This is a genomic window from Salipaludibacillus agaradhaerens (assembly GCF_002019735.1).
Lineage (GTDB): Bacteria > Bacillota > Bacilli > Bacillales > Salisediminibacteriaceae > Salipaludibacillus > Salipaludibacillus agaradhaerens.
The window spans coordinates 4,184,438-4,197,801 of record NZ_KV917378.1 but is presented as its reverse complement, the minus strand read 5'-3'; the positions used below and the strand labels follow the sequence as shown (position 1 = coordinate 4,197,801).

Annotated in this window: 12 protein-coding genes; 6 read left to right on the top strand and 6 right to left on the bottom strand. The window is 37.0% G+C overall.

Going from position 1 to position 13,364, the window contains the following annotated elements:
• Positions 1-202: 202 nt before the first annotated feature.
• Positions 203-1,990, bottom strand: a complete 1,788-nt coding sequence (locus BK581_RS19230; protein ID WP_169837794.1) for a putative bifunctional diguanylate cyclase/phosphodiesterase — start codon at positions 1,988-1,990, stop codon at positions 203-205.
• A 522-nt stretch (positions 1,991-2,512) separates the two neighbouring features.
• On the opposite strand from BK581_RS19230, the gene BK581_RS19225 reads away from it, so the two are divergent.
• The gene (locus tag BK581_RS19225) at positions 2,513-2,728 is read left to right on the top strand and encodes a KTSC domain-containing protein (protein WP_078579692.1); all 216 of its coding nucleotides are present in this window, start codon (positions 2,513-2,515) and stop codon (positions 2,726-2,728) included.
• Positions 2,729-3,381: 653 nt separating this feature from the next.
• Positions 3,382-4,500, top strand: a complete 1,119-nt coding sequence (gene ald, locus BK581_RS19220; RefSeq protein WP_078579691.1) for an alanine dehydrogenase — start codon at positions 3,382-3,384, stop codon at positions 4,498-4,500.
• A gap of 208 nt (positions 4,501-4,708) precedes the next feature.
• Here ald and BK581_RS19215 read toward each other — a convergent pair whose 3' ends face one another.
• Both BK581_RS19215 and BK581_RS19210 read right to left on the bottom strand, forming a co-directional pair.
• Positions 4,709-5,548 carry an HAD family hydrolase gene (locus BK581_RS19215; RefSeq protein ID WP_078579690.1) on the bottom strand — a complete coding sequence of 280 codons (840 nt, stop codon included), beginning with the start codon at positions 5,546-5,548 and terminating at the stop codon, positions 4,709-4,711.
• An 817-nt stretch (positions 5,549-6,365) separates the two neighbouring features.
• A complete protein-coding gene (locus tag BK581_RS19210) occupies positions 6,366-6,515 on the bottom strand; it encodes a YrzI family small protein (protein ID WP_078579689.1) in 150 nt (49 codons plus the stop codon).
• Between the two features lie 863 nt (positions 6,516-7,378).
• Here BK581_RS19210 and BK581_RS19205 point away from each other — a divergent pair.
• From BK581_RS19205 to isdG, 4 genes are read left to right on the top strand one after another with little or no spacing between them, the layout of a single operon-like run.
• On the top strand, positions 7,379-8,332 hold the full coding sequence (locus BK581_RS19205) for an ABC transporter substrate-binding protein (RefSeq protein WP_078579688.1): 954 nt from the start codon (positions 7,379-7,381) through the stop codon (positions 8,330-8,332).
• Complete coding sequence (locus tag BK581_RS19200; protein ID WP_078579687.1) at positions 8,329-9,324, top strand: FecCD family ABC transporter permease; 996 nt, start codon at positions 8,329-8,331, stop codon at positions 9,322-9,324. Before BK581_RS19205 ends, BK581_RS19200 begins: the two co-directional genes overlap by 4 nt.
• A complete protein-coding gene (locus BK581_RS19195) occupies positions 9,325-10,113 on the top strand; it encodes an ABC transporter ATP-binding protein (RefSeq protein ID WP_078579686.1) in 789 nt (262 codons plus the stop codon).
• A 22-nt stretch (positions 10,114-10,135) separates the two neighbouring features.
• Positions 10,136-10,477: a heme oxygenase gene (gene isdG / locus BK581_RS19190; protein ID WP_078579685.1), complete on the top strand. Its 342-nt coding sequence runs from the start codon at positions 10,136-10,138 to the stop codon at positions 10,475-10,477.
• Between the two features lie 306 nt (positions 10,478-10,783).
• On the opposite strand, the gene srtB is transcribed toward isdG, so the two are convergent.
• Genes srtB through BK581_RS19175 form a run of 3 tightly spaced genes read right to left on the bottom strand, consistent with a single transcriptional unit; the run spans position 10,784 to position 13,335 of the window.
• Positions 10,784-11,545 (bottom strand): class B sortase, encoded by a 762-nt coding sequence (gene srtB, locus BK581_RS19185; protein WP_078579684.1) that lies wholly within the window; start codon positions 11,543-11,545, stop codon positions 10,784-10,786.
• A gap of 31 nt (positions 11,546-11,576) precedes the next feature.
• On the bottom strand, positions 11,577-12,362 hold the full coding sequence (locus BK581_RS19180) for an ABC transporter ATP-binding protein (protein ID WP_078579683.1): 786 nt from the start codon (positions 12,360-12,362) through the stop codon (positions 11,577-11,579).
• The gene (locus tag BK581_RS19175) at positions 12,349-13,335 is read right to left on the bottom strand and encodes a FecCD family ABC transporter permease (RefSeq protein ID WP_078579682.1); all 987 of its coding nucleotides are present in this window, start codon (positions 13,333-13,335) and stop codon (positions 12,349-12,351) included. Before BK581_RS19175 ends, BK581_RS19180 begins: the two co-directional genes overlap by 14 nt.
• Positions 13,336-13,364: the final 29 nt, after the last annotated feature.

The window sequence follows — 13,364 nt, the reverse complement described above, 5'->3', positions numbered from 1 at the left end:
TTATCTCAACGAAAAACCTTTTTTAAAATCGTCTATTTGTAAAATAATCTGGCTTGGTTTCATTTTTAAAGCTCAAAACTAAAAACTCACCGTTTAGGCGAGTTCTTGTACAGGTCTTTTATCGTCATGTCAACTTTATAATCCTTAGGAAGCTGGCCTCAAAAAACGCCTACCTTCCCTTCAACTTAGTTTGCCATTATAATTAAAGCACCTTCTGAGGTTCTGTGTTATTTATAAACGGTATAACATCCTCTTTCTTAAGGGGCATACTATATAAAAAGCCTTGCATTTCATCACACTCTCTATCATTTAAAAAAGCTACCATGTCTGACGTTTCCACGCCCTCGGCAATGACACGCATATTCATATTATGTGCCAATTGGATGATGGACGTGACAATAGCCTGGTCATTTATATTTTGAATCACTTCTTTAATAAATGATTTATCAATCTTTAAAGTGTCAATAGGAAAACGTCTTAAATAGCTTAGAGAACTATATCCAGTTCCAAAATCATCGATCGAGATTTTTATACCTGACTCTTTTAAACGCTTAAGCGTTTTATAGCATTCGTCACGATTATAAAGAAGGTCATTTTCCGTTATCTCTAAGTCTAAATATTTGGGAGGGAGATCCGTTTCTTGCAATACCCCATTGACCTTTTCAACGAAATCAGGCCTTTGAAACTGAATGGGAGAAATATTTACACCTATTCGGAGATGAAACCCTTGATCATACCAAATCTTTGCCTGATGACATGCCTCTTGCAAGACCCAATCTCCTATTTGGACGATAAGACCTGTCTCTTCAGCAACGGGGATAAACTCTACTGGTGATACCTTACCTAACACGTTATCTTCCCATCGTATGAGTGCTTCAACCCCTACTACTTGTTTACTTTTAAGGTCGATCTGAGGCTGATAAGAAAGAGTAAATGAATTACTTCCCAATGCTTCCCGAAGTCGTGTTTCTATGAGCAGCTTCTCAGTATGATGCGTTTTTAAAGATGGAAAATAAAGTTGATAGTCACCTTTCCCTCGCTCTTTCGCATAATGCATGGCAGCCTCAGCTTGCTGCACTAATTGGCTAGCGGTCGTTCCTGTTTCTGGACACCGAGCGATCCCAATTGAGGCTGTGATAAATAATTCATTCCCCTTAACAACAAAGGGTTTTAAAAACCTATTTAAAATGGCTTTAGCAAGCTCCATACCACTATCGCCTATGTTAGATTCATTAATTAAAACGGTGAATTCATCCCCATCATAACGGTAAACGGAGACGTCATTATTCTCAAAAAGCTTCAACTCTTTAGAAATAGCTTCAATCAGTTTGTCCCCTGTTACATGGCCAAGCGTATCATTATAAAACTTAAAACGGTCTAGATCCAAGAAAAGGATTGCTATTTGTTTCCTAGAATTTTCAGTTTCTCTAACATAATTAGCTAAGTCTTGATCAAATTGCTTACGATTTCTCAATCCTGTGGCCAAATCTAAAGTAACTAAATCATTTATCAATTCTTCTGCTTTATTCAACAATGTCGTATCTTGATGTAATATTAAAAAAAGTTGATCATGAGAAGGCTTACTTTGTGGAAGAGGTAAGAACGTCGTATCAAAAATAACCGATGTCCCGTCTTTCTTTCGATGAACCGTCTCTATAGTTCTTTTCTTACCATCATGCAACACGTCATGGAGGCTTTTTCTGACATTTTCTTCCATTGAGGCAGTATCAATAAGATTAATATAGTGATTTCCATCCACGTCACGCCATAGATAGTCTAGTTTTGTCAATAACTCGTCACTCATATATACAATTCGTCCACTGAAATCTGTAAGAACAATTAAAGCGACTTCTTCAATTGCTTGCTTTAAACAATAAGGTAAAATATCCTCATCTTTCTCTATACATTGGTCTTCCTCTTCTTTATTAAATAATGCTAGCCATTTTTGACTGATAGAAGGCACCTTCTTTTTATTTAGCTGTTTACTCATTTTCCCCCTCCTGAGTGATAAATACCATAAAACTAAAACGATAGTCATGTTTAAATTGATTTTTCGTCAGGGAAATAGATAAATCCTAAAACACTTCTTCCCTGATAATGGCTTGATTACACGTCTTTTGTTTCATTTTATGCTTTTTGAGTCTTTAGACGCAAGTTTTTTTTACCATTTTCGTTATTCCAGCACGAAAAATCAGGTCTTTTCATGATTTTTGTCTAATATTAGGTTGTATATTCGACATATAGACTACCTATTAGTTATTGTTTAGATCATCGCTTATTCCCTTAAAAAGAAAAATTGTCTTTGTTATCATCTTAACGCTACTTAGTACTAAACCTTCCGATGAGAAAAAATCTCTACATTTTCAACTTCTCATGGTCTTACTGGAAATCTTATCGTTTGGTTCTATCTCATTACGGGTAAGCTACATACAACGTCTCCATAATATATTCATGGTCCATTAACCCCTCCTCCATGCACAATACGATTTTTTATAAAGAAAGGTGATTTAAGATGGAATTTACTGAATTTCCTCAAGGGTACTTTCGTTCTATCGGGTATGATGAGTTAGAGAAACAACTTCACGTCCGATTGGAAGATGAGCGTTATTTAATCTTTTACGAAGTCGATCAAATTGATTACGTTGGCTTAATGTCATCTAATGATATGCAGGAATTCTTCCATGGAAGAATTGAAGACAGGTATCCAGCTCGGACAATTACAAATTAACTAAGTAATTGTGTTCGTTATGGATAAAACGCCCCTTCAATCAGTGGGTATTTTCGTTCCTCCCCCACTGATTGGTAGTTGAATGAATTAGGACACGAGCGTCCTTTATCTCCCACCTAAATAGATTTATCTCTGCTCTAGATGAGGTGGCGTTTTACGGACGATTATCTGTGATAAAGCGCTTTAAAAGAAGACCAGACTAGTGAATGATGATTGATTCGCCTATCAAGCATCTGATAATCCAAAAATATACAATTCTTCCTTAGTAGCTTGTACACCTCCGTTTAGCACTCGCCATAATACTTAAACGAATCACAAGTCGTAGTTAGTCTCTAAAAAACGATAACTTTTCAGAAGCTCTTTTGAGTTTCTGATTTTTTATTCAAAACCTCCCTCAGACTAATGTCTTCTCAAAATGACACTAACCCTTGATAGAATCACTATATATATGATCTTAAAATTGTATTAGGTGTGAAATTATCTTGAAAAAGGTGGCAGAATGTAAGGAACTTCGTTACAATAGGTTTGATTTAAACTTCTTATTGCGCCATTACTTTAACCAAAAGACAATGAACAAAAACATTCTGTCTTAAAAAAACAGGCGTTAAACCAACATTTCTAAATCATATCTTAAATTTGAGGAGAGTGATCGTATGAAAATTGGGGTACCTAAAGAGATTAAAAATAACGAAAATCGTGTGGCTCTCACACCAGCAGGGGTTTTAACTCTTAACCAAGCGGGCCATTCAGTCATGATTGAGACAACAGCAGGTATAGGAAGTGGATTTACAGATGATGATTACCTCGCTGCCGGAGCAAAAATATACGATGACCCTTCACTTTTATGGGCTCACTCCGATATGATTATGAAAGTGAAAGAACCATTGACATCTGAATACGAGTATTTTAGAGAAGGACTTATCCTTTTTACATATTTACATTTAGCTGCTGTCCCTCCTTTAGCAAACGCTCTTACAGAAAAAAAGGTGACAGCTGTTGCCTATGAAACCGTCGAAATAAACAGAACATTACCGCTACTTACTCCAATGAGTGAAGTTGCTGGTCGAATGGCTTCCCAAATTGGTGCGCAATTTCTTGAAAAACCAAAAGGAGGAAGCGGCGTTTTACTATCAGGTATACCTGGGGTTAAGCGAGGTAAAGTCACTGTCATTGGCGGGGGAGTAGTTGGAACGAATGCAGCAAAAATAGCAATGGGACTTGGTGCTGATGTCACTATTATGGACTTAAGCCCCGAAAGACTTCGACAATTAGATGATATTTTTGGAACTGAAATTAATACTCTCATGAGTAACCCGTTAACGATTGCAGAAGCCGTGAAAGAATCCGATCTTGTTATTGGAGCTGTTCTAATTCCAGGTGCTAAAGCACCGAAGTTAGTGACTGAGGATATGGTGAAAGAAATGAAGCCAGGATCAGTGATAGTTGATGTCGCTATTGACCAAGGTGGGATTGTTGAAACAGTCGATAAAATAACCACACATGACTCTCCTACTTATACAAAGTACGATGTGGTTCATTATGCTGTTGCTAATATGCCTGGCGCCGTTCCGCGCACATCCACCATTGGGCTAACTAATGTGACAGTTCCCTATGCTTTACAAATTGCTAATTATGGTCTACCTCACGCTCTTAAAAGTAACCCTGCTCTAGTAAAAGGCGTTAATACCGCAAGTGGCTTTGTCACTTATGAAGCTGTTGCCCGAGATCTAAACTATCCATATATACCGGTTGAAGAAGCCCTTAATATGTAATTAGTATCTTGTTTTGTTTTTTTGAACCTTTGTATAAGGCTTTTAGAAAAACCTTATACAACGAACCTTTAATCAGGACATTAGCCGCCGTTAGCTCCCGCCTCAATAGATTTACCGCTTTCCATCTATTTTGTTGAGTAGGGAGCTTTACGGACGAGGTGTCTGGGATAAAAAGGTTCTTTTTATGGGATTAAGTATCTTACTTATGTCATTTATATATTTCCCAATCTGAATTGATCCATTCACTTATTTGCTGTACATGCCATAAATTAGCATGAGAAGTCTGATGCGGGTGACTGGAAATGTAGACTGCTTTCATGTCAAGCATCAATGCCGGAGCAATCTCATTTATAAAATTATCCCCTACAGATACAAGTTGTTGAAAAGGAAGCTCATATTGCTTTTTTAATGCTTCAAACAACTGGCTCGTTAACGTTGGTTTTTTCGCAGATGAAATAATATGATCAAATATACCTTTTAAGTCTAATTCATTTAGTAATCTAAGCACATCTTCTTTATCACTGTTCGTCATAAGAACAAGAGGATGATTTTGTTTCAATTCTTTTAGAAATGTTTTCAGGCCAAAAATTTTCTGTAGGTTAAAGGAATCACTCACCATATACGCCTTTGTTTCCAAATAATGAGGGTAGCAATCTTTCACCCCATAATGTTTTGCACAAGCAAATGGCAACCACCAACCATCACCTATAGCCACTATATTTTTAAAGTCAAAGGTGAGAGGTGAGTCCCCATAGTAAGACAACATATCTGGTCTAACTTTACCTTCCCATGTTTTTGCTTCAATTGCTTGGAGTGTCATGGGATCAACGGTTATGACAATATCTCTTATCACATCATATGCTTTACCGATCATCACATTATGCCGACCATCTTTCATATTAATGTAATCTTGTTGAAAAGCTTCTTTAAATTCTTCGGTGACGTCTGCTAACAGTCTATCTGCATAAAAATCGAAATGATCAGAACCTTCGTACAACGTGCCATCAAGATCAAATATGTATACTCTCTTTTCTATCACATTATTCATCCTCCTTGTTCCTTTACATAGGAAGATTATAACAAACAAATTAAAAGTTCAACTTGCTTTTTAACTAGTCACTTTACATTGTCCTCTGTACTTATAAACTAACCTCACAAAGACATTTACTCTTTAAAAGTTCAAATAATATAAACGCTCAAGCCTGTTTTTGGATAGACAAGAATACTATTCTTCCAAAGAAAGTTTAACAGTAAATAGGCGAATTAGGTGGCATATTAACCTATTATTAACTTTGTAAATATTTTATAATAATTTTGTTAATAAGTGAGTTATGGCGTTTTTAGCATATCTCTGTTATAACTACCTTTTATTATCTATCATTATTCCACAGTCATCCTTGAGTTTATCTCCTTTGATTATCACTATAAAAGAGACGTACCTCACCATTAAGATTAAAGGATTAATGGTAGCCATTTAAATTGAAATGAGGTGGATATGAGAATTCAGGCTGTTAATTTTAAAGTAATTAAAAAACGCCCGCGGTCCAGTAAAAACACTAAACCGGGGCCAATTTTATTTTAGCTGTCGCATGTCATCGTCAATAATTCTAGAAGTTAAGTTTCCACTTGAAACATTTAATCTATCCTTAAAACTGGCACTTTCGGTCGTTAAATGAAGCTCTTGTTTTTTTGCCTAGCTCTTAGTCAACGAGTTTCCATTGTTGAATGATTAAGAATTGCTTTAAAGTTAGGTTGCTAAACAAACCCTTTCCCCTTTGGCAAAAATACAGCGTACACACAGGTTAACTGACAGGCTCTTCTTTTCATCTTTTTTCCTCCTCTCATTTAATAAAAGATTTAGTTGATTACATATTTCTAAAAAATTCATAATACTTGTCTTCGAAGCGTCGCTTCCTTTCAAGACATTCATTTATCCTCTGCTCGCGTTCTGTTTCTTTGTTTGTATAACGTCTTCGCTTAATAGTAATTGTAAAATAAAGAATATGAAAAAGCATGATTTATCACCTCCCTCTAAGCATATTTAATACTTATCACCCCCTTTAAACTCAATTAGATACTTTGAAATAAAAAAAGAGACCACGACATGTTGGTCTCTTTTTTAGCAATTGGAAGAGCTTTTTAAAAGCACTACCCAGTTGTTAATGTAGTTAGAAAAGCTGTGACATTTCCTAACTAATAAAAGACAGACCGATAGTATTGATCGGTCTGCCTAATTAATGTGCTTTATATAAGATAGATAAGAACCTTTATCTCAATAAACAAGAAGGCTCTCTACCAAAGGCAGACCGATGATGAGACATATATGAGTTAACATCTAACTGAGTACATTGCAAACTAATTGTCATCATGTGATTCGCCTCCTTTGGTAATGTTGGTAAATATAGTTATAATCATAACGCTAATATTTGAAAAAGTAAACACTAAATTCTAAATTTTCCCGATATTTTTGATCGACGTTGAGCATTATCATTTAAACATTAAACCACAACACTTTGTTCCCTAAGGAATTACTATAGACCTTTTTAAAATATCTATATTAACCAACATGTTAAGGACGCCATATATAGTAATAGTAGTCTCCACCGTAGTTTTAACTTCTCTACTATAGAATCCTTACTCACAATTTAATTGTTTTTACAATGCTAAACATGTTAAATAAGGGAATGAATGATGGCCACTGGTCATACTCCTTACATAAAACCTGCATTTACATGCTTCTACTGCTTTTTATTACCTTAATCTAGCTATCTTCTTAACTAATAATTATTATCTTGACATTGATAATGATTCTCATTATTATTTAACTATGATAATGATTTTCATTATCATCTAGATAAGGGATTAGGAGAGATTTGCTATGATATCACGTGTAATCTTACCACTCATCACACTAATAGCTCTGTTAACAGCCTGTAGTGAGTCCGCTGCTAATAATGTAACACCAGCATCCTCTGAAGGTTTATATTCAATTGATGATTTTGCTGAGCAAACGATTACTTTTCAACAAGCACCTGAACGTATTGCAGCGTTGAGTAATGGCGATATGGATATTATTTATGCCCTCGGTGGAAGCTTAGTAGGCAGACCAACTACTTCCTTTGACTTAGTGATTGAAGAAGCAGAAGAGGTGGAACAAATTGGTTCTACGCATGAAATTGACTTAGAGAAATTGACGTATGTGCAACCAGATGTGGTTCTTGGCCATACGCAAATGAACGCCAAAGACGTTCCAACTATACAAGGATTAGGTGCTCAAATTGTTTTAACTGATGCTCAATCAGTAGACGATATTAGAGAACAAGTACTTTTATTTGGCCAGATGCTTCAAAAAGAGGACGAAGCAGCACAAATAGTTGAAACCATTACACATAAGGTATCAGAGATTCAGAGCGTCACTCATAATGAAAGTGTCAACGTCTTACTTGTATATGGTGCTCCTGGTACATACATGGCTGCTTTACCAAATTCACTGAGCGGCGATCTTCTTGACATTGCTGGAGCTAATAACATTGCTAGTGATTTTGACCGATTGGAAGCCTATCCTCAATATGCACAAATCAATACTGAACGTGTGGTAGAAGCGAATCCTGATTACATCTTAATCATGAGTCATGGTAACTCTGATGAAGTGAAAGATGGATTTTTAAAGGAAATGGAACAAAATGCTGCTTGGAGCGAGATCAATGCTGTAAAAAACAACCATATAGAGCTTTTGCCATCTGACCTTTTCGGTACTAACCCAGGTACACGTGTTACGGAAGCGCTCGATTTACTCGTTACCCTATTTGAATCAGCGTCTGATGACTCATGAGTATTGAAAAACGATCCAAACGACGAGTGATAGCTCTTGTTGCCATCTTGCCACTTTTTCTATTAGTCTCATTATTTGCTCTCATCTCCGGTGGGGTCTCGATTTCCCATAATGATATATGGCTTGCCATAAACGGCGCTGGTGACCCTATTAATCAAACCATTATTATGGATATTAGACTTCCAAGAATACTTATTGGTTTTTTAGTTGGGGCATGTTTAGCTGTAGCAGGCGCTTTACTGCAAGGCGTTATGCGCAACCCATTAGCTGATCCTGGCATTATTGGCGTAACAGCGGGCGGAGGATTTGTTGCAACTATTACGATGCTTGCTCTCCCTCAATTCAGTTATTTATTACCGCTTACTGCATTTATCGGTGCGTTTATCACATCAATGCTTATCTATACCCTTGCTTGGGACAAAGGCGCTTCTCCACTAAAAATCATCTTAGCTGGAGTTGCGATTAATGCTCTCATAGGCGCCGGCCAAAATGGTCTCATGGTCATATATAGTGATCGCGTTCAATCAGTTATTCCTTGGTTGTCTGGTGGCTTAAATGGACGTAGTTGGTATCATTTAGAATTTATGGCCCCTTATGCTGTTGTAGGATTAGTGTTATCACTATTTGCCATAAAACCGGCGAATATACTGCAACTTGGTGATGATTCTGCTAAACTACTAGGCCAAAAAGTAGAATTACAGCGGTTTTTACTTATTTCATTGGCTGCTTTTTTAGCGGGTGCTGCTGTCAGTGTAGCAGGATTAATTGGCTTTGTTGGTCTCGTCGTCCCCCATGCTGTCAGACTATTGATTGGCGAAGATTATCGTTACTTACTCCCACTATCTGCATGTGGAGGCGCAATTCTAGTTGTTTTTGCTGATACAATCGCTCGTTCTTGGTTTGATCCTATTGAACTTCCTGTAGGTATTTTACTTGCAGCACTTGGTGCCCCATTCTTTTTATATTTATTGAAAAAACGGAGGCTAACATGAATGGACAATGCTATTGAAACAGAAAATCTTTCACTCTCCATCGGCAGCTTTCAACTTAACAAGTTACAAACTTCCATCCCAAGCGGTAAAATGACGGGCATAGTCGGACCTAACGGCTCGGGAAAATCAACGCTACTTAAAATTATTGCCAAACTGCTCATACAGGATCAAGGTCATGTGACCATTGATTCACAGCCTTCAACAAATCTAAATACAAAAGAATTTGCACGTCTATTAGCGATGATGCCTCAAATAAAACAGTCGGTTCCAAACCTTACAGTAAAAGAACTAATTGCTTTCGGTCGTTCACCGTACAAAAAATGGTTTCAAACCACACTTAATGAAGAGGACAACGAAGTAATCAATTGGGCCATGTCTGTCACCGGGACACGTTCCCATGCTCAGCGTCTATTCCATACTTTATCAGGAGGTGAACAACAAAAAGTACGTATTGCTTTAGCTCTAGCTCAAAAAACACATATCTTATTGTTAGATGAACCTACAACTTATTTAGATATCGCTCACCAATTAGACGTCATGGAGATGTTAGAAGAGATTAATCGTACTTATCAGATCACCGTCGTCATGGTGCTCCATGAGTTGCAACAGGCAGCTGCCTATTGTGACCACTTAATTGCGATGAAAGACGGTACGATTAGTGATGAGGGACCCCCTAAAACACTTCTTAATTCACATTTTTTAAAAAAGGTCTATAACATTGATGCAAGGGTTAGTTTCAAAGAAGAGTTTCCAACTATTATCCCCATCAAGCGAAGGGCAATAAAATAATTTAAACATGGAGGAATGTAAAATGATTATTGTGACAAACACATCAAAAATTAAAAAAGGGGATGGACACAAACTGATTGAGCGCTTTAATAAAGTAGGTAAAGTAGAATTTATGGAAGGTTTCCTCGGCTTAGAAGTCTTACTAACAGAAAACACGCACGATTATGATGAAGTGGCCATCATGACACGTTGGGAGTCAAAGGACCATTTTAAAAACTGGACCACTAGCGATGCTTTTAAAGAATCTCACTCAAAACGAGAAGTCCCCGACTATATCCTTGATAATCACATTTCATATCATGACGTAAAAGTGACACGAAAACCCTTGACAGCAGTCGATAATACAACTGAACAAGCTAACTAATTGAGCGCTAATGCCACGTTTTATTTATCTTTATGTCGACTTTACCATCCATCTAAGCCTATTAGTATCGCTGTTGCTCCCCCAATTGAAAGACAGAGACTATGACAAACGTTTACTTATAGAAAATCCGAACGGGAATCTTTTGAATCCGTTCGGATGTTTTATAAACTTTAAATAAAAAATTTATTCATGACCACGTCCCTGCTCCTGTGTGTGACTGTAAACGAATAAAATGGGAGATCCTCTTTTTTAGATTGCATAGAATGAGAGATTGAATAATCTTTGAACTTCAATTCCCCTCACAATTTAGGAATTCACAATTTTCCCATGAACAACTAGACGACCTGTGTCGCGATTTAATCGATAATCACACGTGGAAAGCGTTATAATATGATCATGTTTAGTCACCTCAACACCTGTGTGGATGTCTGATTTAGCCTTTAATTCATTAAGAAAACTATTATATTCATCTAGGTCACTAAATTCTGTTTCAATATAGTAAAAGTCCGTTGTCGTTATATATGCAGAGAATATCTCTACTTCATAGCTATCGTACAACGTATCATAGTAGAAGCGATTATGCTCACTAACAAAATCCTGGTCAAGAAATTCGTCTAACTGTCCAAACATGGAGCCATCCCTCATACGATGTCCATATAAAATCGTATTTTTATCAGTTCCAGTTATATCATTTCGATAGTCCATAAAGATACTTCCAGCTCTCGTTTGGTCATGAAGGTAATTACGGTCAAGGTAATAATCATTGTCCTCTGCTTGTAAAATGGGATAGTCTATTTTCGTACCGTCCATCGTTATCCAACCTACAATATCATCATTAATAGCTAGTAACGAATCAAACGCCTCACGATTGTCACTACTTTCTGTCATTGATATCTGTTGATCCTCGTAAATTAATTGGATATCGCTCATGACTTGACCATTTTCTCGATAATCTAACAGAATCGATACTAATTGAAAAGCCGACACACCTAAGACAGTGACACATACTAACGTCATAAGCCGCTGTACATACCGTCTTCCTTGTTTTGTCTCTTTTTTCTCTTTCATTGAAGCCTCCCCTTTATCTTATGGGTCAATGCTAGTTGTCTCTATTTTTTATTCCGATAGGCACCATGTATAAACCACTCTCATTATTTTTTTTAATTAGAACATCTACACCATAAATATCCTTAATCATTTTCTCACTTATAACATCTTCCGGCGCACCCTCTTTTAAAAGTTCGCCCTGCTTCATAATAAGCAAATGACTGCTATAGCGAATTGCTTGATTTAAATCATGCAAGACCATAACGATCGTCGTTTTATACGTGAGATTAAGCTGTTCAATAAGATCGAGTATTTCAAATTGATGGTACATATCCAAATAGGTTGTGGGCTCATCTAAAAAAAGAATAGGCGTTTTCTGCGCAAGCGACATGGCAATCCAAACTCTTTGTCGTTCTCCCCCCGATAAGTGATGGATTTTAGCTTGCCGTTTCTCAGACAAGTGTGTGCAGGAAAGCGCCCAATCAATTGCATCACGGTCTTCTTCTAACGTATTTTTAAATAATTGTCTATATGGAATACGACCGTAACTCACGAGTTTTTCAACCGTCATATCTACTGGTGCACTGTTTTGCTGATGGACAACAGCTAGACGTTTCGCCAAAGCTTTCGGCGAGTAGTCCATGACTTTTTTTCCATCAACAATGACATCACCGCTATCGGGCACTAAATTTTTAGACATCATTTGTAATAATGTTGATTTTCCAGAGCCATTAGGTCCAATAATTGTCGTAATTTCTCCAGAAGGAATAGAAGCTGTTACATTGTTTAAATGCTGAATTTTATTTCCATAGGAGAATTTAATATTACAGACTTCCATGTTTTTTTTCACTCCTTCTCAACATAAATATGAGAAATGGCCCACCTATGATCGACATAATGATTGATGCTGGAATCTCATTTGGCGCAATAATAAGGCGACCTAACGTATCAGCCAACACAAGTAAAAAGGCTCCAGCTAATGCTGAAAACGGTAGAAGACATTTATGATCAGATCCAACTAATTGTCTCGCAATATGAGGGATAAGAAGTCCGATAAAGGCAATTAATCCAGCAACTGCGGTGGAAACCGCTGCGAGAAGAACGGCAATAGCCGAAACAAGTAAACGAGATCGAGCTACTGATACACCTAAATTTTTTACTGTTTTTTCTTGCAAAACGAGGAGATTACAAGAAGAATACAAAAAGAATGAAATTAGTAATCCGATAGAACCAAATACAACAATAATCTCAACGTCTGTCCATGTTTTCATTGCCAAGGTAGATGTTGTCGTTGGGCTAATGCTTGTCACTGTATAACTACCACGATAATTGAATGTATCACTTAATCCACTAAATACAGCATTGAGAGCAACACCTACTAAAATCATTTTTACCGGACTAAACCCGGAACGCCAAGAAAAACTGTATACAAGAAAACATGCAAGTGCTCCACCAATAAAAGCAAAAAGAGGAGACCAAAAATACAGAGCAGGAAAGAGACTGACTAATAATATTGAAGTAAATCCCGCTCCTGAGGATATCCCAATAATCCCTGCTTCTGCTAAAGGGTTTCGTAATACAGCTTGTAAAAGAACACCTGAAACTGCTAATGCTGCCCCAGCAAAAGCCGCAATGATAATGCGCGGTATTCTGAGGTCTTTTATCACTTGGACCTCTTCATCTGTACCGCTTATCAGACCACGTACAAGGTCACCCATACTCACTTGAATACTGCCAGTCATTACCGAATAACATACAACACTAAACAAGAGAACACAGACAACTACAAAACTTAATAATCTCTTTGTCATGACGAAACCTTCCTAATTAATAATAATGT